22 protein-coding genes are annotated in these 24,955 nt (G+C 75.3%); 12 read left to right on the top strand and 10 right to left on the bottom strand.

Going from position 1 to position 24,955, the window contains the following annotated elements; translation table 11 throughout:
* Positions 1–30 precede the first annotated feature (30 nt).
* The 5 genes from WHI96_RS22745 to WHI96_RS22725 are packed head-to-tail and all read right to left on the bottom strand — an operon-like array spanning position 31 to position 4,028.
* Positions 31–309, bottom strand: a complete 279-nt coding sequence (locus WHI96_RS22745) for an HPr family phosphocarrier protein (protein WP_345645706.1) — start codon at positions 307–309, stop codon at positions 31–33.
* Positions 310–335: 26 nt separating this feature from the next.
* Positions 336–1,850, bottom strand: coding sequence for a PTS fructose transporter subunit IIC (locus WHI96_RS22740; protein ID WP_345645703.1), 1,515 nt, complete (start codon positions 1,848–1,850; stop codon positions 336–338).
* Positions 1,847–2,296, bottom strand: coding sequence for a PTS sugar transporter subunit IIA (locus WHI96_RS22735; protein ID WP_345645700.1), 450 nt, complete (start codon positions 2,294–2,296; stop codon positions 1,847–1,849). Before WHI96_RS22735 ends, WHI96_RS22740 begins: the two co-directional genes overlap by 4 nt.
* A complete protein-coding gene (gene pfkB, locus WHI96_RS22730; RefSeq protein WP_226356598.1) occupies positions 2,293–3,240 on the bottom strand; it encodes a 1-phosphofructokinase in 948 nt (315 codons plus the stop codon). Before pfkB ends, WHI96_RS22735 begins: the two co-directional genes overlap by 4 nt.
* Positions 3,241–3,266: 26 nt before the next feature.
* Positions 3,267–4,028 carry a DeoR/GlpR family DNA-binding transcription regulator gene (locus tag WHI96_RS22725; RefSeq protein ID WP_345645697.1) on the bottom strand — a complete coding sequence of 254 codons (762 nt, stop codon included), beginning with the start codon at positions 4,026–4,028 and terminating at the stop codon, positions 3,267–3,269.
* A 98-nt stretch (positions 4,029–4,126) separates the two neighbouring features.
* Between WHI96_RS22725 and WHI96_RS22720 the strand changes: the two genes are divergently transcribed.
* From WHI96_RS22720 to WHI96_RS22705, 4 genes are all read left to right on the top strand, one after another.
* Positions 4,127–5,797 carry a putative PEP-binding protein gene (locus WHI96_RS22720; RefSeq protein ID WP_345645694.1) on the top strand — a complete coding sequence of 557 codons (1,671 nt, stop codon included), beginning with the start codon at positions 4,127–4,129 and terminating at the stop codon, positions 5,795–5,797.
* A 195-nt stretch (positions 5,798–5,992) separates the two neighbouring features.
* Positions 5,993–7,627: a DICT sensory domain-containing protein gene (locus WHI96_RS22715; RefSeq protein WP_349302440.1), complete on the top strand. Its 1,635-nt coding sequence runs from the start codon at positions 5,993–5,995 to the stop codon at positions 7,625–7,627.
* Positions 7,628–7,706: 79 nt separating this feature from the next.
* Positions 7,707–8,324: a ClpP family protease gene (locus WHI96_RS22710; protein WP_345653056.1), complete on the top strand. Its 618-nt coding sequence runs from the start codon at positions 7,707–7,709 to the stop codon at positions 8,322–8,324.
* A gap of 5 nt (positions 8,325–8,329) precedes the next feature.
* Entirely contained in the window at positions 8,330–8,941 is a 612-nt protein-coding gene (locus WHI96_RS22705) for a ClpP family protease (protein ID WP_345653053.1), read from the top strand.
* Positions 8,942–8,952: 11 nt separating this feature from the next.
* On the opposite strand, the gene WHI96_RS22700 is transcribed toward WHI96_RS22705, so the two are convergent.
* The 3 genes from WHI96_RS22700 to WHI96_RS22690 all read right to left on the bottom strand — a co-directional run bounded on the left by WHI96_RS22700 (position 8,953) and on the right by WHI96_RS22690 (position 10,538).
* Positions 8,953–9,234 (bottom strand): helix-turn-helix domain-containing protein, encoded by a 282-nt coding sequence (locus tag WHI96_RS22700; protein ID WP_345653050.1) that lies wholly within the window; start codon positions 9,232–9,234, stop codon positions 8,953–8,955.
* Positions 9,235–9,306: 72 nt separating this feature from the next.
* Positions 9,307–10,152, bottom strand: a complete 846-nt coding sequence (locus tag WHI96_RS22695) for an alpha/beta fold hydrolase (RefSeq protein WP_345653048.1) — start codon at positions 10,150–10,152, stop codon at positions 9,307–9,309.
* 65 nt (positions 10,153–10,217) lie between these two features.
* The gene (locus WHI96_RS22690) at positions 10,218–10,538 is read right to left on the bottom strand and encodes an ArsR/SmtB family transcription factor (protein WP_345653047.1); all 321 of its coding nucleotides are present in this window, start codon (positions 10,536–10,538) and stop codon (positions 10,218–10,220) included.
* 100 nt (positions 10,539–10,638) lie between these two features.
* Between WHI96_RS22690 and WHI96_RS22685 the strand changes: the two genes are divergently transcribed.
* On the top strand, positions 10,639–12,570 hold the full coding sequence (locus WHI96_RS22685; RefSeq protein ID WP_345653045.1) for a heavy metal translocating P-type ATPase: 1,932 nt from the start codon (positions 10,639–10,641) through the stop codon (positions 12,568–12,570).
* A gap of 7 nt (positions 12,571–12,577) precedes the next feature.
* Here the strand turns inward: WHI96_RS22685 and WHI96_RS22680 are convergent, their stop codons facing one another.
* Positions 12,578–13,201, bottom strand: coding sequence for an SACE_7040 family transcriptional regulator (locus WHI96_RS22680; RefSeq protein WP_345653043.1), 624 nt, complete (start codon positions 13,199–13,201; stop codon positions 12,578–12,580).
* A 97-nt stretch (positions 13,202–13,298) separates the two neighbouring features.
* Between WHI96_RS22680 and WHI96_RS22675 the strand changes: the two genes are divergently transcribed.
* Positions 13,299–15,584 (top strand): ATP-binding protein, encoded by a 2,286-nt coding sequence (locus WHI96_RS22675; RefSeq protein WP_345653041.1) that lies wholly within the window; start codon positions 13,299–13,301, stop codon positions 15,582–15,584.
* A gap of 15 nt (positions 15,585–15,599) precedes the next feature.
* Here WHI96_RS22675 and WHI96_RS22670 read toward each other — a convergent pair whose 3' ends face one another.
* Positions 15,600–16,289, bottom strand: a complete 690-nt coding sequence (locus tag WHI96_RS22670; RefSeq protein WP_345653039.1) for a response regulator transcription factor — start codon at positions 16,287–16,289, stop codon at positions 15,600–15,602.
* A 102-nt stretch (positions 16,290–16,391) separates the two neighbouring features.
* Here WHI96_RS22670 and WHI96_RS22665 point away from each other — a divergent pair, with 102 nt between their 5' ends.
* From WHI96_RS22665 to WHI96_RS22640, 6 genes are all read left to right on the top strand, one after another.
* Positions 16,392–17,990 carry a carboxyl transferase domain-containing protein gene (locus WHI96_RS22665; RefSeq protein WP_345653036.1) on the top strand — a complete coding sequence of 533 codons (1,599 nt, stop codon included), beginning with the start codon at positions 16,392–16,394 and terminating at the stop codon, positions 17,988–17,990.
* An 8-nt stretch (positions 17,991–17,998) separates the two neighbouring features.
* Entirely contained in the window at positions 17,999–20,104 is a 2,106-nt protein-coding gene (locus WHI96_RS22660) for an acetyl/propionyl/methylcrotonyl-CoA carboxylase subunit alpha (protein ID WP_345653033.1), read from the top strand.
* On the top strand, positions 20,101–21,261 hold the full coding sequence (locus WHI96_RS22655) for an acyl-CoA dehydrogenase family protein (protein WP_345653030.1): 1,161 nt from the start codon (positions 20,101–20,103) through the stop codon (positions 21,259–21,261). The genes WHI96_RS22660 and WHI96_RS22655 overlap by 4 nt, the downstream gene beginning before the upstream one ends.
* Before the next feature lie 92 nt (positions 21,262–21,353).
* A complete protein-coding gene (locus WHI96_RS22650; protein WP_345653027.1) occupies positions 21,354–22,373 on the top strand; it encodes an NADP-dependent oxidoreductase in 1,020 nt (339 codons plus the stop codon).
* A gap of 22 nt (positions 22,374–22,395) precedes the next feature.
* A complete protein-coding gene (locus WHI96_RS22645) occupies positions 22,396–23,859 on the top strand; it encodes a fused MFS/spermidine synthase (protein WP_345653026.1) in 1,464 nt (487 codons plus the stop codon).
* Positions 23,860–24,485: 626 nt separating this feature from the next.
* On the top strand, positions 24,486–24,926 hold the full coding sequence (locus tag WHI96_RS22640; RefSeq protein ID WP_073576786.1) for a hypothetical protein: 441 nt from the start codon (positions 24,486–24,488) through the stop codon (positions 24,924–24,926).
* Positions 24,927–24,955 lie beyond the last annotated feature (29 nt).

The raw sequence follows: 24,955 nt of genomic DNA, 5'->3' as shown, positions 1-24,955 counted from the left end.
GGCGTCGGGGACGTGCGGGGTGACGCGGGGTCAGCTCGCGTCGAGGTCCTGCTCCAGCAGCGCGGCCAGCGCCGCGACGGCGGCCTCGCCCCGCTCGTCGTCGGAGGAGGTCAGCACGACCTCCTCGCCGGACTTCACGCCCAGACCCATCACCGACAGGATCGAGGCGGCGTCGACCGGACCGCGCTCACCGTCGGCGGTCCCGATCCTCACCTTGACCCCCTGCTCCTTGGCGGCGGTCACGAACAGGTTGGCGGGGCGGGCGTGCAGCCCGACCGACGAACCGACCTTCACACGGCGCTCGGCCATGGTGGGTGCTCCTTCTCTCGGGTGGGTCAGCCCGCGACCGGCGCGGCGGCCGGGGCGGTGGCGGTCTGCTCGGCGGCGGCCGGGGCCGGGGTGCGGCGGGCCGACTTCAGGCCGACGACCAGGGCGGCGGAGACCAGGGTGCCCGCGATGATCGCCAGCAGGTAGGCGAACGGGTTGCCGATCAGCGGGACCACGAAGATGCCGCCGTGCGGGGCCCGCAGCGTCGCCCCGAAGGCCATCGACAGCGACCCGGCCACCGCGGACCCGGCCATCAGCGACGGGATGACCCGCAGCGGGTCGGCCGCGGCGAACGGGATCGCGCCCTCGGTGATGAACGAGGCGCCCAGCAGCCAGGCGGCGCGGCCGTTCTCCTGCTCGGCCTTCGTGAACAGGTTCCTGCGGACGGCGGTGGCCAGGGCCAGCGCCAGCGGCGGGGTCATGCCGGCGGCCATGACCGTGGCCATGATCATCAGCGCGGTCTCGGAGCCGGTGGACAGCCCGGCGACGGCGAAGGCGTAGGCGGCCTTGTTGACCGGGCCGCCCATGTCGAAGGCCATCATCAGGCCGAGCAGGGCGCCGAGCAGGATCGCGTTGGTGCCCGAGAGGCCGTTGAGCCAGTTGGTCAGCCCGGTCGTGGCGGCCGCGAGCGGCGTGCCGACGACCAGGAACATGATCGCGCCGACGACGGCGGTACCGATCAGCGGCAGCACCAGCACCGGCATGATCCCGGCCAGGGCGCGCGGCGGCTGCCACAGCTTGAGGCCGTAGATGACCGCACCGGCGAGCAGACCGGCGACCAGGCCGCCGAGGAACCCGGCGTGGGTCTGGACGGCGATCATGCCGCCGACGAAGCCGGGCACCAGGGCCGGGCGGTCGGCGATGGCGTAGGCGATGAAGCCGGCCAGGACCGGGACCAGGAAGCCGAACGCCAGGCCACCGACCTGGAAGAACAGCGCGGCCCAGGACTGCAGGGCACCCGGGTCGAACGCGACCGAGGCCACGCCGTCGTCACCGAAGGAGACGACGTCGGGCGCCTCGGTGATCTGGTAGCCGCCCAGGGCGAAGCCCAGCGCGATCAGCAGACCGCCGGCGGCGACGAACGGGATGACGTAGGAGACGCCGGTCATCAGCCAGCCGCGCAGCTTCGCTCCGAAGCCGGCGCCGAAGTTCTTGGTGTCCAGGTCGGACCCGTCGCGCGGGGCCGGGACGGCGGCCGCGGCCGAGCCCTTCGGCTGCGCGGTGGCCTTCGCGACGGCCTGCTCGATCAGGCCCGGCGCGCCGCCGATGGCCTTCTTCACCGGCGAGGTGACGGTCGGCAGGTGCGCGAAGCGCTCCTTGTCCCGTACCTCGACGTCGGCGGCGAGGATGATCGCGTCGGCCTCGTCGAGCTGGGCCCGGGTGAAGGGCGTCGAGCCGGCCGAGCCCTGGGTCTCGACGACGATCTCGTGGCCCGCCTCCTCGGCGGCGACCTCGAGGGCCTCGGCGGCCATGTAGGTGTGGGCGATGCCCGTCGGGCACGCGGTGACGGCGAGGAGCTTCACGCTCCCACCTCCTGCTGGATGAAGGTCGCGACGGCGGCCGGGTCGGTGGCGTTGCGGAGCTCGTTCTTGAACGAGGCGCGGACCAGGCGACGGGCCAGCGCGGCGAGCACCGTCATGTGGTCGGTGTTGCCGCCCTCGGGGGCGGCGATCATGAAGATGAGGTCGGCGGGGCCGTCCTCGGCGCCGAAATCGACACCCGACGGCGCCCGGCCGAAGGCCAGCGTCGGCTCGGTGACGGCCGCGGAGCGGCAGTGCGGGATGCCGATGCCGCCCTCCAGGCCGGTCGGCATCTGGGCCTCGCGGGCCTCGATGTCGGCGAGGAACGCGTCCAGATCGGTGACCCGGCCGGCCTTCACCAGGCGCTCGGCGAGCGCGGTGACGGCGGTCCTGCGGTCGGCCGACGGCACGTCGAGGTCGACCAGATCTGCGGTGATCAGTGCGGTCATGCGGCATCTCCGGTGAGGGCGAGGGTGACGTCCGGCGTGGGTGCCAGTTCGACGTCGTCGATTCGGATGTCGGCCGGACCCGGCGTGGCGGAGCCGGGCAGTCGGCAGGCGGCGGCGCCGTAGGCCACGGCCTGCCGCAGGGCGTCGGGTCCCTCCCCACCCGCGGCCAGGAACCCGGCCAGGGTGGAGTCACCGGCGCCCACCGTGCTGAGCACGGTGATCGGAGGGGTCCGGGCGTGGTACTCGCCGGACCGGTCGACCAGCAGGGCGCCACCGGCGCCCAGGCTGACCAGGACCGCGCCGATCCCGCGGGCACGCAGCTCGCGGGCGGCCAGCAGCACGTCGCCGAGGCTGCCCAGCGGGCGCCCGACGAGCTCGGCCAGCTCGGCGTGGTTGGGCTTGACGAGGTCGGGGGCCGCCGCGACGGCGTGGTGCAGCGGCGCGTCCGAGGTGTCGACGGCGATCCGCAGGCCGGGCCGGCGGCAGCGCCGGACCAGCTCGGCGTAGAAGTCGTCGCCGACGCCCGACGGCAGCGAGCCGCAGCCCACCAGCCAGGTCGCGCCCGCGCCGAGCGCGCAGGCCCGGTCCATCAGGGCCTCGACCTCGTCGGCGGCCAGGTGCGGGCCCCGCTCGTTGATCTTCGTGGTGACGCCGTCCGGCTCGACCAGGGTGATGTTGACCCGGGTGGCCTCGGTGATCGGCACCGCGACGGTGGTGACGTCGGTCGGCTCCAGCAGTGCGGCCAGCCGCTCGCCGGGCGTCGCGCCCGACGGCATCAGGGCCACCGTGCGGTGCCCGGCCGAGGCCAGGGCGCGGGCGACGTTGACGCCCTTGCCGCCGGGGTCGATCCGGACCGACTCGGCCCGGTGGACCTCGCCGCGCACCAGGTGCGGCAGCGCGATGGTCCGGTCCAGGCTCGGGTTCGGGGTGACCGTCACGAACATCCGTGGAGCGGGGACGGAACGGGGTGTCATGCGCGTACCACCTTGGGGCCGGCGGCCTCCAGCGCGGCGGCGTCCGCCGCGTCGAGGCCGGTGTCGGTGATCAGCGTGTCGACCTCGGCCAGCGTGCCGAAGCGGACGAACTGGTCGGAGCCGAACTTGCTGGCGTCGGCGAGGACGACGGTGCGGCGGGCGGCGCGCAGCATCGCCCGCTTGGTCGCGCCCTCGCCGGTGTCGGGTGTGGTGAGGCCGCGTGCCACGGAGAAGCCGTTGGTCCCGAGGAAGGCGACGTCGATGGTGAGACCGGCCAGCACCTCGGTGCCCCAGTCGTCGACGGTGGCGAGCGTCGTCCCGCGGACGCGGCCGCCGAGCAGCCGCAGGTCCACGTTCGGGCGCCCGGCCAGCGAGGACGCGATCGGCAGCGAGTTGGTGACGACGGTGACGTCGCGCTCGCGGGGCAGGGTGCTCGCGAGCCGGGAGGTCGTGGTCCCGGCGTCGAGCAGGACGGTCGCGGCGGTGCCCAGCTCGGCGAGGGCGGCCTTGGCGATCCGCTCCTTCTCCGCGCCGAACTGGCTGTCGCGCTGGCCGACCCCGGGCTCGAAGTTCAGCAGGTCCGACGGGATCGCCCCGCCGTGCACCCGCCGGACGAGGGCCTGGCGCTCCAGGGCCCCGAGGTCCCGGCGGATGGTCTCGGGGGTGACATCGAGCTCCTCGGCGACAGCGGCCACGTCGACCCGGCCCCGATCCCGGGTCCGGTCGAGCAGCCACTGCTGACGCTCCGCTGCGTACATCTTTGTTCGCTCCCGCTTCGATGCTTGCTTGTGTCTGAGTATGTGGGTTTTACTGTGTTTGTCAACGGGTCACGTCGAAGTAACCCCGGGAGCCACTCATGTCGAGCACGACCGCCCTCACCGGAATCCCCGCCAGCCCCGGCCGTGCCGGCGGCCGCGTCGTCCGTGTCGCCGAGCCGCCGGGGGAGCCGGCCGCCGGCCCCGCCCCGGCCGACGCCGCCGCCGAGGCCGCGCGGATCGCGCCGGCCGTCGAGCTGGTCTCCCAGCGCCTGACCGCGCGCGCCGCGACCGTCGACGGGGACGCGCGGGAGGTGCTCGAGGCGACCGTGACGATGGTCGGGGACCCGGCCCTGCTGGAGAGCGCGCAGGACCTGGTCACCGGCCAGGGCCGCCCCGCCGCGCGCGCGGTGTGGGAGGCCGCGAACTCCTTCGCGGAGATGCTGTCGTCGATGGGCGGCTACATGGCCGAGCGCGCCCGCGACATCCACGACGTGCGGGACCGCATCGTCGCCGAGCTGCTGGGGCTCCCGGCGCCGGGCGTCGCCGACCTTGTCGACCCGGCCGCGCCGGCGATTCTGGTGGCGACCGACCTGGCCCCGGCCGACACCGCCGGGCTGAAGCCGGGCGTCGCCCTCGCCCTGGTCACCGAGCAGGGCGGCCCGACCAGCCACACCGCGATCCTCGCGCGCTCGCTGGGGATCCCGGCGGTCGTCGGCTGCGCGGGCGCGACCCGGATCGCCGAGGGCGCCGCGCTGACCGTCGACGGCGGCACCGGTGAGGTCGTCGAGGTCGCCACCCTCGACGAGGCCACCGCGTTCGCCGCCGCCGCCTCGGTCACCGCCGAGTGGGACGGCGTCGGCCGGACCGCCGACGGCCTGGTCGTGCCGGTCCTGGCCAACGTCGGTGACGGCCCCGGCGCGGCGAAGGCGGCGGACGCCCGGGCCGAGGGCGTCGGCCTGTTCCGTACCGAGCTCGCGTTCCTCTCCGCGGCCGAGGAGCCGACCGAGGCCGCCCAGCGCGAGGTCTACACCGCGGTGCTGTCCGCGTTCTCCGGCAAGCCGGTCACCGCCCGCACCCTCGACGCGGGCGCGGACAAGCCGCTGCCGTTCCTGTCGCTCGACGGCGAGCCCAACCCGGCGCTGGGCGTGCGCGGCCTGCGGATCGCCCGCGTCCCCGGCAACGGCGACGGCGTGCTGGAGCGCCAGCTCGCCGCGCTCGCCGCCGCGGCGAAGGAGACCGGCGTCGCGCTCAAGGTGATGGCGCCGATGGTCGCCACCGCCGAGGAGGCACGCTGGTTCGTGCAGCGCTGCCGAGCGCACGGCATCGAGCAGGCCGGCGTGATGATCGAGATCCCGGCCGCGGTGCTCACCGCCGACGAGATCATGGCCGAGGTCGACTTCGTCTCGGTCGGCACCAACGACCTGGCCCAGTACCTGTTCGCCGCGGACCGGCAGTCCGGGCCGGTGGCGGCGCTCAACGACCCGTGGCAGCCTGCCCTGCTGCGGCTGCTCGGGCTGCTCGGCGAGGCGTCGGCGCGCACCGGCACCCCGGTCGGGGTGTGCGGCGAGGCCGCCGCCGACCCGGGGCTCGCCGCGGTGCTGGTGGGGCTCGGTGTCGCGAGCCTGTCGATGGGCTCTGGCGCGCTCGCCGCGGTCGGGGCGAACCTGGCCGGGCTGACGGTGGAGCAGTGCCGCGAGCGGGCCCGCGCGGCCTGCGCCGCGGCCGACCCGATCGCGGCCCGGCGGGCGGTCGCCGCCCTCGACGGCTGATCGTCCGTTCGTCCTCCCGCCCGGCCGTGTGGTGGGCGGACCGGCGGTCGTCACGCCGCTGGTCGCAGTGACCTGCGGTCCCACCGGACGTACCCGGCCGCCGGTTGCCCTCGGCGACCCGCGGTTGTTGGCTCGACACACGGCGTGATCCCGCAGTCGCGAACCGGGGCGCCGTCCGACGACCGGAGGTCACCCATGTCCGAGGGACCGCTTGCCCACGCCGTCCGGGTGGCCTCGGAGCAGGCCTACGTCGACGGGCTGTCCGAGGGCCGCCGCGAGGCCTGGGAACGGGCCTCGGGCGCCCGTCCGGAACCGGCGTCGAAGCGGCTGCTCGTGCACCTGTCGCACTCCATCGAGCGCGCCGTGATGTCCGGGCCGCGGGAGGACCCGACCGTCGTCGTCGCGCTGTTCCAGCAGCTGCGCTTCTTCGACCGCGAGCGCGAGGTCTACGCGCGGATGGCCCAGGCCGGGATGCACGTCGTCGTCGCCTTCGCCGACGGCGGGGTGCACGACGTGCCGGACGGCGTCCACCTCGTGGTGCTGGACCCGGCGGAGCCGCTGGCGTCGGAGTGGAGCGTCGTCGCGCTCGGGCCCGGGGCGGGTGCGTTCCTGGTCGCGACCGACCAGTACACCCGCGACCCGCGCGAGCAGGGCGAGGCCGGTCGGGTGTTCCTCGGCCGCTGGGGCTACGCCCGCGCCCAGGCCGGGACCGAGCTCGCGCGGCTGCGGTTCGCGCTGGGGGACCGGCTGCCGGCCTCGGTGCGGCGCACGGTGGACGAGCTGCTCGGCTCCTCGATGCCGACCGGCGGCGACCCGGCGGCGTCGGCGGGCACCACCGGCGAGGCCTGGGCGACGACCTCGCTCAACCACATGATCGACCGGCTGCTGTCGGCCCGGGCCGGTACCCGTGAGCTGCGGTCCCAGCTGGCCGACGCCCAGCGCGCCGCGGCCGCCCGGACCACCGCCGCGGTCGACCCGGCGAGCGGTCTGCCCACCGCCGAGGCCCTGGACCGCTTCGCCGGTCCGGCCGGGCCGGAGACGCTGCCCGTCGGCCTCGCGCTGTTCGACCTGCCCGGCCTCGACGGCTCCGTCGTGCACGACGACGACCGCGCCGCCTGGTTCGCCGCCCACCAGGTCGCGGCGGCGATGACCCAGCCGCTCGGCCCGGTCGACGCGGCCCTGCGGCTGTGCGAGCGCGAGTTCGCGCTGGTCGTGCCCGGTGCCTCCGACCGGCACCTGGCCGGGCTCTGCGACCGGGTCGGCGAGCGGCTGGCGCTGGCCTCGCAGGGCTGGCCGGGCATCGCGCTGGCCGGGCGGGTCGCGTTCGCGGTCACGACGACCCGGCCGCTGCCGCTGGCCGACCTGCGCGAGGCGCTGGCCCACCTGCCCGAGGAGCCGGGCGACGCCGGCCCGGTCGACGCCGGGCGGAACCCGGCCGGGGACCGGATCGTCGTCGCCCCGACCGGCCGGGAGAGCGCTCCGGCGCGGCCGTCCCCGGAGCCGTCGGCCGCGGCCCGGCACCGCGGTCCGGACGACGCCGCGCCGCGCCCGCGCCCGGCCGGGCACGGCGGCGGGTTCGACGACCCGGTCGCGCCCCCGCCCGACGCGCACGCCCCGCCGCCGCGGCCGGCGCCGGCCCCGCCGCCGTCGCGGCCCCGGCCCTACCTCGACGCGTCCTCGACCGGCCCGCAGTCGGTCACCGGCGAGGCGCCCGCCGACCCGCGCGCCGCGGCGCAGGAGGCGCTGCGCCGCCTGGTCCAGGGCGACCAGGGTGCCGGCTACGACGTGTTCGCCGACCGGCACCGCGACAACGGCGGTCACCCCGGCTGACCGGCGCGTTCGCCCTGGGCGGAGCTGCCCAGGGCAGAACCGGGCGCGGACCGGGCCGTCCCCCGGCCACGGTGGGGTCATGAGCGACTCACCGCGCACCCCGCGCTTCGACGACCGCGCCCGCCGCGACCTCTACGACCAGCGCGTCGTGGTGCTCGACGGTCCCCTCGACGACGACAACGGCACCCTGCTCGCCACCCAGGTCGTGGCACTCGCCGCCCGCGACCCGGACGCCGACATCGCCTTCTGGATCCACTCGCCCGGCGGGTCGGTGCCGGCCATGCTGGCGCTGCGGGACCTGTTCCGGCTGGTGCCCTGCGACGTCTCGACGCTCGTGCTCGGCATCGCCTACAGCGCCGGGCAGTTCCTGCTCTCGGCGGGCACCCCGGGCAAGCGCCGCGCGCTGCCGCACTCGCGGGTGCTGATGCACCAGGGCTCGGCGGGGATCGGCGGGACGGCCGTCGACATCGAGCTGCAGGCCGACGACCTGCGCCACACCCGCGACACCGTGCTCGGCCTGATCGCCCAGGACACCGGGCAGCCGGTGGACCGGATCTTCACCGACTCGCTGCACGACCGCTGGTACTCCGCGGCCGAGGCGCTCGACTACGGCTTCGTCGACGCCGTCGTCGACCGGTTCGACCAGGTGGTGCCGCGCCGCGGTGCCGTCCCGACCGGCTTCGGCGTGGGGCGGTGACGGCGGTGAGCACCTACACGATCCCGAACGTCATCGCCCGCACCCCGGGCGGCGAGCGGGTCCTCGACGTCTACTCCCACCTGCTCACCGAGCGGGTCGTCTACCTGGGCACCGAGATCGACGCGGGCGTGGCGAACGCGCTGATCGCCCAGCTGCTGTTCCTGGAGGCCGACGACCCCGACCGCGAGGTGCAGCTCTACGTCAACTGCGGGGGCGGCGACCCCAGCGCGATGCTCGGCATCTACGACACGCTGCGCCACGTCCGCTGCCCGGTCGCGACGACGTGCGTCGGCCAGGCCGTGTCGGTGGGCGCGGTGCTGCTCGCCGCCGGGACCGAGGGGCGCCGCGGCGCGCTGCCGCACGCCCGGGTCGTGCTGCACCAGCCGGCGGCGCAGGGCCGCGGGTCCATCCCGGACCTGATCCTGCAGGCCGACGAGCTGGTCCGGATCCGCGCCGACATCGAGGAGATCCTGGCCCGGCACACCGGGCAGACCGTCGAGCGGCTGCGCGCCGACACCGACCACGACCGCGTGTTCACCGCGTCCGCGGCCCGGGACTACGGCCTGCTCGACACCGTGCTCGAACCGCAGGCGCCGCGCACCCGCGAGCGTCGCTGAGCGGCGCCGGGTCAGGCCGCCAGCGTGTAGGCGCACTGCGGTCCGCGCGCCCGCGGCGCCGTCGCGAGACCGTCGGCGACGCCGCGGGTCAGCCCGGCCAGGTCGGTCCCGAGTGCCCCGGCGACGGCGGCGATCATCTCGCTGGAGGGCTCCTTGCGGCCCCGCTCCACCTCCGAGAGGTACTGCGGGGACACCCCGGCGCGCCCGGCCGTCGCGTGCAGGGTCTCGCCGCGGGCGTGCCGCCGTCGCCGCAGCTCACGGCCGAGTGCGTGCCGCCAGAGGGGTTCGCTCATGGGAGCACGGTAGGGCCGGACGGCGGCCGCGGTCCCCGGGTTCCGCCCACAGCGGAAACCCGGGGCGGGCGCTCAGGACTTCAGGAAGTCGAGCAGCGCGGCGTTGAACTCGTCGGGGTGGGTGGCGTTGAGGCCGTGCGGGCCACCCTCGATCAGGGCGAGCTGCGCGTCCTCGATCGCCTCGTGCGAGCGCTTGCCGGACACCTCGAACGGGACGATCGCGTCGGCGTCGCCGTGGATGACCAGGGTCGGGATGCCGGCGTCGGAGACCTTCTGCACGTCGTCGCGGAAGTCGGTGCGTCCGAACGCGGTGATGCAGTCCAGGGTGCCCTTCGGCGAGGCGAACTCGGCGATCGCGCGGTGGTAGGCGCGGTTCGGCTCGCTGATCAGGTCGGTCCGGTCGCCGGCGGCGAAGAAGTTCGACGTGAACTCCTCCAGGAAGGCGATCCGGTCACCGGTGACGCCGGCCTGGAACTGCTCGATCGTGGCGTCGTCGAGACCGCCGTCGGGGTTGTCGTCGGACCGGTAGAGGTACGGCGGGACCGCCGCGGCCAGCACGGCGCGGGCGACCCGGTCGGTGCCGTGCCGCGCGATGTGGCGGACGACCTCGCCGCCGCCCATCGAGAACCCGACGAGGGTGGCCTCGCGCAGGTCGAGGTGCACGAGCAGGGCGTGCAGGTCGTCGGCGAAGGTGTCGTAGTCGTAGCCGTCCCAGGGCTGGGAGGACTGGCCGAAGCCGCGACGGTCGTAGGTGACGACCCGGTGACCGGCGTCGACCAGCGCGGGGACCTGCTTCTCCCAGGACCTCCCCGACAGCGGCCAGCCGTGGATCAGTACGACGGGGGTGCCGGACCCCTGGTCGGTGTAGTGCAGTTCGACCGGGCTGCCGTTCTCGGTGCCGATGCTGAGCTGGGGCATGGGGTGCGCTCCTCCGGGAAGATCGGTCGTGTCCTCCCGATCCGCGTACCCGTCCCGCCGTGGACCTACCCGTCGACGGCCGTGCCCTGCCCGAGCAGCCGCTCCAGCACTGCGCGGACGGTCGCGTCCTCCACGGTGTAGTACACGTAGGTCCCCTCGCGCCGGTTCCCGACCAGGCCCGACAGCCGCAGCTTGGACAGGTGCTGGCTCACCGCGGTGGGGGCGGCGCCGACCAGGTCGGCGAGGCAGGCCACCGAGGACTCGCCCTGCAGCAGCGCCCAGAGGATCTTGACCCGGGTCGGGTCGGAGAGCATGCGCATCGCGTCCGCCACCCGGCGGACCTCGTCCTCGGGCGGCATCGCGAAGCCGTGGATGGACTCGTGCACGACGCCGAGGATACCTGCGTGACTGCGCGGATGGTCCACCGTCTCACCATCTGGATGGCTGACTGCGTATCTTCGTGTGTGCGCAGGTACGGTTCCACGCATGCGATCCGTTCTGACCCTCCCCGAGGTCCGCTGGGCCGGGGCCTCCCTGCTGGCCTTCCTGGCCGCGCTCGGGGCCGACCTGCTCGGCGCGCCGTCCGCCGTGGTCGTCGGTCTGTACCTGGCCTGCTACGTCCTCGGCGGCTGGGAGCCCGCGCTCGAGGGGCTGCGCGCGCTCGGGGAGAAACGGCTCGACGTCGACCTGCTGATGATCGTCGCCGCGGTCGCGGCGGCCGCGATCGGACAGTGGTTCGACGGCGGCCTGCTCGTCGTCATCTTCGCGACGTCCGGCGCGCTGGAGTCGGTCATGACCGCCCGCACCCGTGCCGGCATCCACGCGCTGCTCGACCTCGCCCCGGAGACGGCCACCGTCGTCGACGAGGACGGCTCCGAGCGCACCCTCCCGGCGGCCGGGCTCGTCGCGGGGCAGGTCGTCGTGGTGCGCCCGGGGGAGCGGGTCCCCGGCGACGGCACCGTGCTCGACGGGGTGTCGGAGGTCGACACCTCCGCGCTGACCGGCGAGCCGGTCCCGGCCCGCACCGTGCCCGGCGACGCGGTGCTCGCGGGCACCGTGAACGGCACCGGCGTGCTGCGGGTCCGGGTCTCGCGGGACGCGGCGGACACCGTCGTCGCGGGGGTCGCGGCGCAGGTCGAGCGGGCCGCGGAGACCAAGGCGGGCCGCCAGCTGTTCATCGAGCGCGTCGAGCAGCGCTACTCGGTGCTGGTCGTCGCCGGGACGGTGCTGCTGCTCGCCGTGCCGCTGCTGCTCGGCGCCCCGTTCCAGGAGACGCTGCTGCGCGCGATCGTCTTCATGATCGTGGCATCGCCGTGCGCGATCGTGCTCGCGACGATGCCGCCGCTGCTCGCCGCGGTCGCGGTGTCCGGCCGGCGCGGGACGCTGGTCAAGGACGTCACCGTGCTGGAGGCGCTCGCCGAGGTCGACACCGTGGTGCTCGACAAGACCGGCACGCTGACCTCCGGCCGCCCGCAGGTGGTGTCGGTGACCCCGCTCGGGTCCCGTCGCGCCGACGAGCTGCTCGCCCTGGCCGGGGCGGCGGAGGCCGGCAGCGAGCACGTGCTGGGCCGGGCGGTGCGGGCGCACGCCCTGGAGCGCGGCCTGCACCTGCCCCACGCCGAGGGGTTCACCGGGATCCCGGGCGAGGGTGTGCGGGCGGTCGTCGACGGGCGGAGCGTCGCCGTCGGGCGCCCGGAGCTCGCCGGTGACGTGGAGGTCCCCGGGGTCGCCGCGCTGCAGGAGGCGGGGCGGACCGCCGTCGTCGTGCTGGTGGACGGCGAGCCCGCCGGGGTGGTCGGACTGTCCGACGAGCCGCGTCCGGGCGCCGCGACCGCGCTGGCCGCGCTGCGCCGCGAGGTCGGCGGCGAGCCGCAGGTCCTCACCGGCGACGCCGAGCGCCCGGCCCGGGTGCTCGCCGACCGGCTCGGCCTGACCCGGGTGCGGGCCGGGCTGCTGCCCGGCGGCAAGGTCGAGGTCGTCCGCGCCGAGCAGGCACGGGGCCGCCGGGTGCTCGCCGCGGGCGACGGCATCAACGACGCGCCGCTGCTCGCGTCGGCCGACGTCGGGCTCGTCGTCTCCGAGGGGGCGGGGGCGCTGTCCCTGGACGCCGCCGACGGCGTGCTCACCCGTGACCCGCTCGGCTCGCTGGCCCCACTGGTCGTGCTGGCCCGGCGGGCGCGGCGGATCGCGCGGGCGAACCTGGCCTTCGCCGCCGCGGTGGTCGTCGTCCTGGTCGGGTGGGACCTGGTCGGGACGTTGCCGCTGGTCGTCGGCGTCGCCGGGCACGAGCTGTCGACGGTGCTGGTGTGCCTGAACGGGCTGCGGCTGCTCGTCGTCACGCGCCGGGAGGACCGGCGGGCCCGGGCCGCCGTCGCGCCGGTCGCCGTGGTTCCCGAACGGGAGCGCATCGGGGTCTGACCGGTGCTCAGGCCGGGGCGACCGCCAGCGCGGCCAGCGCCATCCGGCGCAGCACCGCGGCCCGGGCGTCCGCCCCGCGCGGGGACGGCTGCTCGGCCCGCGGTGCGTACGGCGTGGAGTTCAGCAGGCCGAACACCCCGTGGGCGACGGTGCGGGCCTCGGCCGGGGCGATGTCGGGGTGCGCCCGGCGCAGCGTGTCCACCCACAGCTCGACGTAGGTGCGCTGCAGCCGGCGCACGGTGCGGCGCGGCTCCTCGGGCAGGTTCGCCAGGTCCCGGTCCTGGACGACGATCAGCTCCGGCTCGCGGGTCGCGAACGCCACGTGGAAGTCGACGAGGTCGGCGAGCGCGGCACCGGGGTCGTCGTGGTCCACGCGGGCTCGGCCGCCGTCGAGCAGGCGCTCGGAGATGTCGATGAGCAGCTCCGCGAGCAGCGCCTCCTTGCCGGGGAAGTGCCGGTAGAGCGCGGGGCCGCTGACGCCGACCGCGGCGCCCAGGTCGGCGATGCTCACCCCGTGGAAGCCGTGCCGGGCGAACAGCCGGGCCGCCTCGGTGAGGATCTGCTCGCGCCGCGACGGGGCCTCGGTGCGCGCGCCCGCGCCGTCCGCGGGGGAGGGTCCTGCTGCGACCATCGGGCGATCGTAGCGTCGTCTGTTAACGGTTGTTAACGCCGGAGTGCGGTCCGTCTCAGGCTCCGCACAGGTCGACGGCGATACCCTCGTGGGCGTGATGAGGACCCTGCGTCGGATGCGCGAGCGTCTCGGCGTGCGCGCCGCGTCCGCCCTCGCGGCGGCGACGGCGGTCGCGATGGTGCTCGTCGTCGCCGGTGTGTCGCTGGTGCTGATCCTGGAGAACCAGCTCAAGCGCAACACCGAGGAGGCGCTGCTGGCCAACGCCCAGCAGGTGGCCGAGCGCATCCAGGCCAACTTCGCCGACTACCGCCCCGGCGACCCGGCCAAGGAGAACGCGGTGGTGACCACCGCCCGCCGGACCGACCTGGTGCAGGTCGTCACGGCCTGGAGCGACCGGACCGGCGCGCCGGACGACCGGGTCGGGTCGAACGGCGAGGGCCGCAACATCGAGGTGTTCGCCTCGTCCGAGCCGCTGGACGGGCAGCCGAAGCTGGTGGACTGGGTCCTCGCCCCGCACGAGACGCGCTCCCAGATGGACGTGCCGGTCACCTTCCACGACGCGGGCGGCCCGGAGCCCGAGCCCGGCCCGCTCGAGACCGAGAACATGATGGTCGTCGGGCTCGGTGTGCGGGCCTTCGACCGGCCGATCACGATCTACTCCGCCCAGCCGACCGACCAGATGCACAACGCCGTCGACCTCGTCACCTGGCTCGTCGCGGGCGGTGTCCCGCTCCTGGTGCTGGTCGCGGGCGGCTTCACCTACCTGTTCGCCGGCCGCGCGCTGCGTCCGGTGGAGGACATGCGGTCCCGGGTCGCCGGGATGGGCGACAAGGACCTCTCCCAGCGCGTCGACGAGCCGGTCGCCCGCGACGAGGTCGGTCGTCTCGCCCGCACCATGAACCAGATGCTCGGGCGGATCGAGTCCTCCCAGGCCACCCAGCGCCGCTTCGTCGCCGACGCCAGCCACGAGCTGCGCAGCCCGCTCGCGACCGTGTCGACCGGCCTGGAGCTGCTCGGCTCCGGCATGCCGGAGGCGTCCGCGGACCGGGCCACCGTCGACGTCCTGCGTGGGGAGGCCTCCCGGCTGACCGGCCTGGTCGAGAACCTGCTGTTCCTCGCCCGGGCCGACGAGCGCGGCATCGCGCCGCGCCGCGAGGAGGTCGACCTCGACGAGATCGCCGACGCCGAGCGGGAGCGTCCGTCGGCCGAGACCGCCGTCGCGGTCCGGGTGACCAGCGAGCCCGTGCGGGTGGTCGGTGACCGCGGGCAGCTGGTCCGGGTGCTGCGCAACCTGGTCGACAACGCCAAGCGGCACGCGTCGTCGACGGTCGCGGTGTCGGTCCGGGCCGAGGGCGACCTCGCGGTGATCGAGGTCGACGACGACGGCACCGGCGTCCCCGAGGCCGACCGCGCCCGGGTCTTCGAGCGCTTCGTGCGGCTCGACGAGGCCCGTTCCCGCGGCGACGGCGGCTCCGGGCTCGGCCTGGCGATCGTCGCCGAGCTGGTCGCGGCGCACGGCGGGACCGTGGAGGCGACCTCGTCGGAGCTGGGCGGGGCCCGGTTCCGGGTCACCGTGCCCGCCGCGACGGCGCCGCTGCCCGAGGAGGAGACCCCCGAACCGGTGGGCGACGAGCACGCCGGTGCCGGGCTCGACGGCGAGCCGGCCGCGGAGCTGTGCGACGACCGGCCCTCCGGCCCGATCCCGCGGGTGACCGCGCGGTCGCCGTGGGCGCGGGCCGAGGAGCCCGCCGACTTCGGTCCGGACGCGTGGCTGGGGCAGGACGAGGCCGACCACGGGACGCCGGAGCACGGCACGGCGCAGGAAGGCACGGCGCAGCCGGACCCGGCGCGGAACGGTGCGGCGCAGGGCGGCGCGGCGTCGAACGGCACCGCCCCGGGCCGCCCGGTCATGGGCCCCGGGGTCGCTCCCGGGGCCCCGGCCCGTCCGGTGCCCCCGGGCTCCGTGGGGGCGGGCGCGTCGGCGCGCGGGACCGCCGGTCCGGATGGCATGATCCGCACGCCCGGTGACCCGGCCGTCACCCACGGCTCGGGCACGGACGGTCGGACCCCGGACAGCGGTCCGGTGACGACCCCGCCCGACCCGGAGGACGACGTGTCCGCACCACCCGCCCACGGTCGTCTCGACCCGCCGACCGGCCCGCTGCCGATCCGGCCGAACACCGTCGGCAGCCCGTTCGACGAGAACGCCACCCGCCCGTTGCCGGTCGTCACGCCGCGCGGGCGGCGGGGCCGTGGCGGCACCGCCGTCGCCAGCCGGGAGACGGCCCGTGACACCCGGGACACCGGGCGCGAGCCCGCCCGGGACGAGCGGGAGCCGGTCGGGACGCCGTCGCCGCGGCGGCCGTTCGACCGTCGTCGCTGAGCGGGTCCCCGCGGGTCAGCGGGGCGGTGCGGGCGCGGGCTCGGACATCCGGTAGCCGACGCCGCGCAGCGTCTCGATGCTGTGCGTCCCGAACGGCGCGTCGATCTTGCGGCGCAGGTAGCCGACGTAGACCTCGACGACGTTGACCTCGCCGTCGTAGTGGGCGTCCCAGACCGAGCGCAGGATGTCGGTCTTGGTCACGACCTGCCCGGTGTTCTGCATCAGGTGCTCGAGCACGCCGAACTCGCGCGGGGTCAGCGGGATCTCGGTCTCGCCGCGGTGCACCCGGTGTGTGCCCGGGTCCAGGGTGAGATCCCCGACCCGCAGCGCGGTCGGTGCGGCCTCCCCGGCCCGGCGCAGCAGCGCGCGCAGCCGCGCCTGCAGCACGACGAACGAGAACGGCTTGGTCAGGTAGTCGTCCGCGCCGAGGTCGAAGGCGTCGGCCTCGTCGTACTCGCCGTCCTTGGCGGTCAGCATGAGCACCGGCGTCCACACGCCGCGGTCGCGCAGGTGCTGCAGGATCCGGTAGCCCGACAGGCCCGGCAGCATGATGTCGAGGATGACCACGTCGTGCCGGCCGGTCAGCGCGAGCTGCAGCCCGGTGGGGCCGTCGTGCGCGACCTCCACCTCGTGCCCCTCCCCGGCGAGGCCACGGCGGACCAGCTCGGCGAGCGGCTTCTCGTCCTCGACCAGTAGCAGGCGCACGCACCCCAGCCTAGTCCGCGGGACGCCCGCTCTGGACGCCACGTGTTAACAACCGCTAACCTGTTAACGGTCATTAACAGACAGCGCTCCCCGGGAGGTCCGATGACGGCACCGCAGGCCCCACCCGCGCCGGCCCCGGAGGCCCCGCGGCTCGGCACGGCGGTGGACCCGGCCGACCCGCGCGCCGCGGAGAACGACGCCGCACACCGCGCCCTGGTCGCCGACCTGCGCGACCGGCTGGAGCGGACCCGGCTCGGCGGGCCGGAGCGCTCGCGGGTCCGGCACGTCGAGCGCGGGAAGCTGCTGCCCCGCGACCGGGTGGACGCTCTGGTCGACCCGTCGTCGCCGTTCCTGGAGCTGTCCCCGCTGGCCGCCCACGGCATGTACGACGACCAGGCCCCCGGCGCCGGGATGATCACCGGGGTCGGGCGGGTCGCCGGCCGGGAGGTCGTGGTCGTCGCCAACGACGCGACCGTCAAGGGCGGCACCTACTACCCGATGACGGTCAAGAAGCACCTGCGCGCGCAGGAGGTGGCGCTGCACAACCGGCTGCCCTGCGTGTACCTGGTGGACTCCGGGGGCGCGTACCTGCCCGAGCAGGACGACGTGTTCCCCGACCGCGAGCACTTCGGCCGGATCTTCTACAACCAGGCGCAGATGTCCGGGCAGGGCATCCCGCAGATCGCCGCCGTCCTCGGCTCCTGCACCGCGGGTGGCGCCTACGTCCCCGCGATGAGCGACGAGGCCGTCATCGTCCGCAACCAGGGCACGATCTTCCTGGGCGGCCCGCCGCTGGTGAAGGCCGCGACCGGCGAGGTCGTCACCGCCGAGGAGCTGGGCGGCGGGGACCTGCACGCGAGGGTCTCCGGCGTCACCGACCACCTCGCCGTCGACGACGCCGACGCGCTCGCCCGGGTCCGCGCGATCGTCGCGACGCTGGGCCCGCGCGCCCCGCGGCCGTGGGAGGTGCGCCCCACCGAGGAGCCCGCCGTCGACCCCGCCGGGCTCTACGCCGCGGTGCCCACCGACACCCGCACCCCCTACGACGTGCGCGAGGTCGTCGCCCGCGTCGTCGACGGCTCCCGGTTCGCCGAGTTCAAGTCCGAGTACGGCACCACCCTGGTCACCGGCTTCGCCCGGATCCACGGCCACCCGGTCGGGATCGTCGCCAACAACGGGATCCTGTTCTCCGAGTCCGCGACCAAGGGCGCGCACTTCGTCGAGCTGTGCGACCAGCGCGGCATCCCGCTGGTGTTCCTGCAGAACATCTCCGGGTTCATGGTCGGCCGCGAGTACGAGGCGGGCGGCATCGCCCGCAACGGCGCGAAGATGGTCACCGCCGTCGCCTCCACCCGGGTGCCGAAGCTGACCGTCGTCATCGGCGGGTCCTTCGGCGCCGGCAACTACGCGATGTGCGGGCGGGCCTACTCGCCGCGGTTCCTGTTCATGTGGCCCAACGCCCGCATCTCGGTCATGGGCGGCGAGCAGGCCGCCACCGTGCTCGGCACCGTCGGCGACGCAGACCCGGACGCGATCCGCGCCCAGTACGAGGAGCAGGGCCACCCCCTCTACTCCACCGCCCGGCTGTGGGACGACGGCGTCATCGACCCCGCCGACACCCGCACCGTCCTCGGGCTGTCCCTGTCCGTCGCCGCCAACGCGCCCCTGGCCGACCCGGCCTTCGGCGTCTTCCGGATGTGAGGGCCCCCATGTTCGACACCGTCCTGGTCGCGAACCGCGGCGAGATCGCGGTCCGCGTCATCCGCACCCTGCGCTCGCTGGGCGTCCGGTCGGTCGCCGTCTACTCCGACGCCGACGCCGCGGCCCCGCACGTCCGCGCCGCCGACGAGGCCGTCCGGATCGGCCCGGCCGCCGCCGGCGAGTCCTACCTGTCGGTGGAGAACGTGATCGCCGCCGCGCGGGCGACCGGTGCGCAGGCGATCCACCCCGGCTACGGCTTCCTGTCCGAGAACACCGCGTTCGCCGCCGCCTGCGAACAGGCGGGGATCGCCTTCGTCGGGCCGCCGTCGTCGGCGATCGAGGCGATGGGCGACAAGATCCGGGCCAAGCAGACCGTCGCCAAGGCCGGGGTGCCGGTCGTGCCCGGCTCCGACGGCTCCGGCCTCACCGACGACGACCTGACCGCCGTCGTCGCCGACATCGGCTACCCGGTGTTGCTCAAGCCGTCCGCGGGCGGCGGGGGCAAGGGCATGCGCGAGGTGCACGCCCCGGAGCAGTTGGCCGACGCGATCGCCGGTGCGCGCCGCGAGGCCCGCGGCTCCTTCGGCGACGACACCCTGCTCGTCGAGCGGCTGGTCACCACGCCGCGGCACATCGAGATCCAGGTGATGGCCGACGCGCACGGCGCCGTCGTGCACCTCGGCGAGCGCGAGTGCTCGCTGCAGCGCCGCCACCAGAAGATCATCGAGGAGGCGCCGTCCGCTCTGCTCACCCCCGCGCAGCGCGACGAGATGGGCCGCGCCGCCTGCGAGGCCGCCCGCAGCGTCGGTTACACCGGCGCCGGGACCGTCGAGTTCATCGTGAGCTCGGACCGTCCCGACGAGTTCTTCTTCCTCGAGATGAACACCCGCCTGCAGGTCGAGCACCCGGTCACCGAGGAGGTCACCGGCCTGGACCTGGTCGAGCTGCAGCTGCGCGTCGCCGCGGGGGAGCCGCTGCCGATCACCCAGGACGACGTGGTGCTCACCGGGCACGCGATGGAGGCCCGGGTGTACGCCGAGGCGACCGCCGTCGCGCGCAGCGCAGGCGGAGCAGGCATCGACGCTGCCGGCGACGCGCTCACCTTCCTCCCCTCCGGCGGGCCGGTGCTGGACTGGACGCCGCCGCCCGGGGTGCGGGTCGATGCCGGGATCGAGACCGGCACCGTCGTCGGGTCCGACTACGACCCGATGCTGGCCAAGGTCGTCGCCCACGGCGCCACCCGCGACGAGGCGCTGCGCCGGCTCGACGCCGCGCTGCGCGACACGGTTCTGCTCGGGCTCGACTCCAACATCGGGTTCCTGCGGGCCCTGCTGGCCGACGACGACGTCCGCGCCGGTGACCTCGACACCGGGCTGATCGCCCGGCGTGGCGCCGCGCTCGTCGACGACACGGTGCCCGCCGACGTCCTCGGTGCGGTCGCGGGTCTCGGGCTGCTGCGCCGGGAGCCGGCCGGGCCCGTGGTGGACCCCTTCGACGTCCCCGGTGGCTGGCGGGTCGGGGAGCCCGCCTGGACCGTGAGCCGCCTGCTCACCGGGGGCGCCGACGGCGCCGTGGAGGTGCGGGCCCGCGGTCGGGCGGCCGGGTTCGACCTGGCGCTGCCCGCCGCCGGTGGAGGGGCGGACGGGGACGCGGGGGACACCGCCGTCCCGGCGTCGGCGACACCCGCCGCAGCCGTCGCGCGGTGCCGCACCGCCGCCGTCGCACCGGGGGTCGTCGAGCACACCCAGGAGGGCCGCACCCGCCGGTTCGCCGTCGCCGAGGGTGCCGACGGGGTCGTCTGGATCGGCCGTGACGGGCACGCCTGGGGCGTGCGCGAGCAGGCGCCGACGGAGGCCGCCGCGGCCGCCGGCGGTGCGGGCGGGCCGGTCGTCTCGCCGATGCCGGGGACGGTGACCGTCGTCGAGGTCGCCGACGGGGACGCCGTCGTCGCAGGTCAGAAGCTGGTCGTCGTCGAGGCCATGAAGATGGAACACGTGCTCACCGCCCCCGTCGACGGGACGGTGCGCGAGCTGAGGGCCCGGGCCGGAGCCACCGTCGCGAAGGACGCGGTGCTGCTCGTGGTCGAGCCCGCCACCCAGGAGGAGCAGGCATGACCACCGCCCAGGACACCACCACCGCCGAGGAGTACGAGGCGCTGCGCGCCTCGGTCGAGGAGTTCGCCCGCAAGGAGGTCGCGCCCGTCATCGGCGACCTCTACATCCGCGAGGAGTTCCCCTACGACATCACCGCCAAGATGGGCGAGATGGGCCTGTTCGGCCTGCCCGTCCCCGAGTCCTACGGCGGCATGGGCGGCGACTACCACGCCCTCTGCCTGGCCCTGGAGGAGCTGGCCCGGGTCGACTCCTCGGTCGCGATCACCGTGGAGGCCGGCGTCGGGCTCGGTGCCATGCCGATCCTGCGGTTCGGCACCGACGAGCAGAAGGCGCGCTGGCTGCCCGACCTCGCGGCGGGCCGCACGCTCGGCGCGTTCGGCCTCACCGAGCCCGGCGGCGGCTCCGACGCCGGAGCCACCCGCACCACCGCCCGGCTCGACGGCGGCGAGTGGGTGATCAACGGGTCGAAGTGCTTCATCACCAACTCCGGCACCGACATCACCTCGGTCGTCACCGTCACCGCCGTCACCGGCGAGAAGGCGGGCGGCCGCAAGGAGATCTCGGCGATCCTCGTCCCGGCGGGCACGCCCGGGTTCACGGTGAGCGAGAAGTACTCCAAGGTCGGCTGGAACTGCTCCGACACCCGCGAGCTCTTCTTCGACGACGTCCGCGTCCCCGAGGCGAACCTGCTCGGCGAGCGCGGCCGCGGCTACGCCCAGTTCCTGTCCATCCTCGACGAGGGCCGGGTCGCGATCGCGGCGCTGGCGACCGGGCTGGCCCAGGGCTGCGTCGACGAGTCCGTCCGCTACGCCGGCGAGCGCGAGGCGTTCGGGAACACCATCGGCTCCTACCAGGCGATCCAGTTCAAGATCGCCGACATGGAGGCCCGCGCGCACACCGCCCGGCTGGCCTGGCAGCACGCCGCGCGGCTGCTCGTCGCGGGGGAGCCGTTCAAGAAGGAGGCGGCGATCGCCAAGCTCGTCTCGTCGAACGCCGCGATGGACAACGCGCGCGACGCCACCCAGATCTTCGGCGGCTACGGCTTCATGAACGAGTACCCGGTCGGGCGGTTCTACCGCGACGCGAAGATCCTCGAGGTCGGCGAGGGCACCTCCGAGGTGCAGAAGATGCTGATCGCGCGGCACCTGGGCCTGTAGCGACGATCCGTTCGGTCACCGGACGACATTCCCGTCACGCGCGTGACGACCGTGATGCGGTACCGCGCGCGTGACGGGGGTAGACCGGTGCCATGAGCAACGAGGTCAACCACCAGGTACGGCTCGCCGCACGCCCGCAGGGCACCCCCGGCCCGGAGGTGTGGGAGCACACCACCGAGCCGGTGCCCGAGCCCGGCGAGGGCCGCATCGTCGTCCGGATCAGCCACATCTCGCTGGACCCGGCGATGCGCGGCTGGATGAACGAGGGGCGTTCGTACGCGCCCCCGGTCGGGATCGGCGAGGTGATGCGCGCGCTCGGCCTCGGTGAGGTCGTCGCCTCGAAGAACGCCGACTTCGCCGTCGGCGACACCGTCACCGGTGTGCTCGGCGTGCAGGAGTACCTGGAGAGCGACGGCCGCGGCCTGCAGAAGGTCTCCCCGACCGCGGACGTGCCGCCGGAGCGCTACCTCGCGCTGCTCGGCATGACCGGCATGACCGCCTACTTCGGGCTGTTCGACGTCGGCGCCCTCGAGGAGGGGGAGACGGTCGTCGTCTCCGGTGCGGCCGGCGCCGTCGGGTCGGTGGTCGGGCAGCTCGCGAAGGTCAAGGGCGCCCGGGTCATCGGCATCGCGGGCGGCCCCGAGAAGTGCGCGTGGATCACCGACGACCTCGGGTTCGACGCCGCGATCGACTACCGCTCCGACAACGTGTCGCGGCGCCTCGAGGAGCTCGCCCCCGAGGGCGTCGACGTCTACTTCGACAACGTCGGCGGGGATATCCTCGACGCCGTGCTCGGCAGGCTCGCGATGCACGCCCGCGTCGTCATCTGCGGCGCGATCAGCCAGTACAACGCCGAGGGCGCCGTGACCGGCCCGAAGAACTACCTGAACCTGCTGGTCAACCGGGCCCGCATGGAGGGCTTCCTGGTCGGGGACTACATCCCCCGCTGGGGCGAGGCCGGCACCGAGCTCGCCGGCTGGCTCGCCGACGGGCGTCTGCACAGCCGCGAGGACGTCGTCGACGGCGCCGTCTCCGACTTCCCGGACGTGTTCGGAAAGCTGTTCCGCGGCGAGAACACCGGCAAGCTCGTGCTCCGGCTGAACCGGGCCTGATCCCGACCGGCACCATGGCGGGGTGCGCCTCGCCCTGGCCCGGACCGCCGTCGTCGTCTCGGGGGCGGCGATCCTCGTCGTCGAGACCCTCGCGACCCGGCTCGTCGCGCCCTACGTCGGACTGACGCTCGAGTCGACCACCGCCGTGATCGGGGTGGCCCTCGCCGGGATCGCGGCGGGCGCCTCGCTGGGTGGGCGGTGGGCCGACGAGCGCGACCCGGTGGCCGTCGCCGCGCTGATGATGGTCGTCGGCGGGCTCGGCACCCTCGCCGTACGGCCGGTGGTCCGGCTGCTCGGGCCGCTGCTCGGCGCGGGGCCGTACGCCGCCGTGGTGCTCGTCGCCGCGTCCACCCTGGTCTCGGTGACGGCGTTGGCCGCGGTCACCCCGGCCGTCACCAAGGCCCGGCTGACCGGGCTGGACCGTTCCGGCGAGGTCGTCGGCGGGTTGTCCGCGGCGGGCACCCTCGGGTCGCTCGCCGGGACCTTCCTCACCGGGTTCGTGCTGGTCGCGCTGCTGCCGGTGAGCGCGATCCTGCTGGTCGCCGCGGCCGCCTGCCTCGTGCTCGGGCTCGTCCTGGCGCCCCGGCGGCGGCGCTCGGACATCGCGAAGGGCGGCGCCGCGGCGCTGCTGCTGGCCGTCGCGCTCGTCGCGCTGCCGGGACGCTGCGACGCCGACACCACCTACTACTGCGCCGCCGTCCGGACCGACCCCGCGGACCCGGCCGGCCGCTACCTGGTGCTCGACGACCTGCGCCACTCCTACGTCCGCCTCGGCGATCCCGGGCACCTGGAGTTCGCCTACACGAAGCGGTTCGCCGCGGCCGTCGACACCGCGTTCCCGCAGGGGCGTCCGGTCGACGCGGTGCACATCGGCGGCGGCGCGCTGACCATGCCGCGCTGGCTCGCCGCGACCCGCCCCGGCAGCACCTCGACCGTGCTGGAGCTGGACCAGGGCGTGATCGACCTCGGCGTCCGCTCCCTGGACGCGGGCGGGATCCCCGGCACCACCGTGCGCACCGGCGACGCCCGGGTGAACCTCGCCGCGCTGCCCGACGACTCCGCCGACCTCGTCGTCGGCGACGCCTTCGGTGCCCGCTCGGTGCCCTGGCACCTGGCCACCGCGGAGTTCCTGGACGAGGTGCAGCGGGTGCTGCGCCCGGACGGGCTCTACGTCCTCAACGTGATCGACCGGTACCCGCTCGACCTGGTCGAGGCCGCCACCGCGACCGTCGGGTCCCGGTTCGCGACGACGATGCTCCTCGCCCGCCCCGACGAGTTCGCCCCCGGCGGCGGCGGGAACGTCGTGGTCGTCGCCTCGGACCGGCCGCTCGCCCCGGCCGCCCTCGGCGCCGCCGTCGCCCGTTCCGAACCGGCCGGCGCGGTCCTCGACCCGGCCCGCACCGCCGCGTTCACCGCGGGAGCGCCGGTCCTGACCGACGACCGCGCCCCGGTGGACCAGCTGATCACCACCGGGCTGACGGGGTAGGGCGCCGCCCTCTGCGCGCCCCGGGGTGCTGTGCCCCGGTTCGCCCTGCCGCGCTCGGCCTGACCTGCTCGGCCCGCCCTCGCCTTGCTCGCCCCGTCCCGCGCGGACCGCCCCCGCCCTGCCCGGCCCGCTGTGCCGCACCCCCGGTGCGGTCGGCCGGGCGCCCGCCGCACCGCGTCCCGCCGCACCGCGTCCCGCCGCACCGCGTCCCGCCGCACCGCGTCCCGCCGCGCCGAGATGCAGCTCAGCGGGGATTGTGGATCTCCAGGGCCCGCTGAGCTGCATCTCGGCGCAGGTGATCCGAGCACAGACGATCCGGCGGCCTGGCGGCCCCGTTCGTCGAGATGCAGCTCAGGGTGGTCCGCGGACCGCCGTGAGGACCCTCGGCTGCATCTCGCTGGAATCGGTCCGGGCGCGGACGACTCGGGCCGTCGCTGAGCAGCCTCGCGGGAGGCCGGCGCACCGGAAGGCGGGGCCTACCGGGAGGTGGGGTCCATCGAGCGGCGAGGCCCATCGAGAGCAGCGCCCCACCGGGAGGCGAGGCCCGGCCGCGCGGGGTCCGGATCACGCTAGGGTCGGCGACGGGGTCCGGTGGGCCCCGTCGGACGATCGAGGGGGAGACGGGCGTGGCGACCTGGGAGGACCTGAAGGCCTACGTCGTGGTCCGGTACGAGATCGTCCGCCAGGGTGCGGACGAGCTGCGGTTCCGGCTGCCGACGACCGAGGACCGGGACCAGCTCGTCGTGGTGAAGCGGGTGCGGGAGGGCGCGGGCCGCCCCGGCGTCGAAGTCACCGACGCGGCGGCCGCGGTCGCCGACCCGGACCAGGAGTGGGTGCAGATCGAGTCCCCGGTCGCGCGGCTCGGCGAGGTCGACCTCGGCCGCGCCCTGGAGCTCGCGGGGCCGTCGGTGGTCGGTGGGCTGGCCGCGGAGGAGGGCGTCGTGGTGTTCCGCCACTCGATCCCGCTCGGCCCGGCCGCGCTGGACGGGTTCGAGTTCCCGTTCCGCCAGGTCGTCCACCTCGCCGACGAGCTGGAGCACGCGCTCACCGGGCGCGACGAGCACTGACGTCACCGTGTCGTGACGCGGTTCACGAC

Source organism: Pseudonocardia tropica, from assembly GCF_040105315.1.
Lineage (GTDB): Bacteria > Actinomycetota > Actinomycetes > Mycobacteriales > Pseudonocardiaceae > Pseudonocardia > Pseudonocardia alni.
This window is presented reverse-complemented; position numbering and strand designations above follow the sequence as displayed.

What these genes read in the sequence shown, in the direction of transcription:
- WHI96_RS22745 (WP_345645706.1), bottom strand. Translation starts at nt 309, where the DNA reads ATGGCCGAGCGCCGTGTGAAGGTCGGTTCGTCGGTCGGGCTGCACGCC.
- WHI96_RS22735 (WP_345645700.1), bottom strand. Translation starts at nt 2,296, where the DNA reads ATGACCGCACTGATCACCGCAGATCTGGTCGACCTCGACGTGCCGTCG.
- pfkB (WP_226356598.1), bottom strand. Translation starts at nt 3,240, where the DNA reads ATGTTCGTGACGGTCACCCCGAACCCGAGCCTGGACCGGACCATCGCG.
- WHI96_RS22725 (WP_345645697.1), bottom strand. Translation starts at nt 4,028, where the DNA reads ATGTACGCAGCGGAGCGTCAGCAGTGGCTGCTCGACCGGACCCGGGAT.
- WHI96_RS22720 (WP_345645694.1), top strand. Translation starts at nt 4,127, where the DNA reads ATGTCGAGCACGACCGCCCTCACCGGAATCCCCGCCAGCCCCGGCCGT.
- WHI96_RS22715 (WP_349302440.1), top strand. Translation starts at nt 5,993, where the DNA reads ATGTCCGAGGGACCGCTTGCCCACGCCGTCCGGGTGGCCTCGGAGCAG.
- WHI96_RS22710 (WP_345653056.1), top strand. Translation starts at nt 7,707, where the DNA reads ATGAGCGACTCACCGCGCACCCCGCGCTTCGACGACCGCGCCCGCCGC.
- WHI96_RS22700 (WP_345653050.1), bottom strand. Translation starts at nt 9,234, where the DNA reads ATGAGCGAACCCCTCTGGCGGCACGCACTCGGCCGTGAGCTGCGGCGA.
- WHI96_RS22695 (WP_345653048.1), bottom strand. Translation starts at nt 10,152, where the DNA reads ATGCCCCAGCTCAGCATCGGCACCGAGAACGGCAGCCCGGTCGAACTG.
- WHI96_RS22685 (WP_345653045.1), top strand. Translation starts at nt 10,639, where the DNA reads ATGCGATCCGTTCTGACCCTCCCCGAGGTCCGCTGGGCCGGGGCCTCC.
- WHI96_RS22680 (WP_345653043.1), bottom strand. Translation starts at nt 13,201, where the DNA reads ATGGTCGCAGCAGGACCCTCCCCCGCGGACGGCGCGGGCGCGCGCACC.
- WHI96_RS22675 (WP_345653041.1), top strand. Translation starts at nt 13,299, where the DNA reads ATGAGGACCCTGCGTCGGATGCGCGAGCGTCTCGGCGTGCGCGCCGCG.
- WHI96_RS22665 (WP_345653036.1), top strand. Translation starts at nt 16,392, where the DNA reads ATGACGGCACCGCAGGCCCCACCCGCGCCGGCCCCGGAGGCCCCGCGG.
- WHI96_RS22660 (WP_345653033.1), top strand. Translation starts at nt 17,999, where the DNA reads ATGTTCGACACCGTCCTGGTCGCGAACCGCGGCGAGATCGCGGTCCGC.
- WHI96_RS22655 (WP_345653030.1), top strand. Translation starts at nt 20,101, where the DNA reads ATGACCACCGCCCAGGACACCACCACCGCCGAGGAGTACGAGGCGCTG.
- WHI96_RS22650 (WP_345653027.1), top strand. Translation starts at nt 21,354, where the DNA reads ATGAGCAACGAGGTCAACCACCAGGTACGGCTCGCCGCACGCCCGCAG.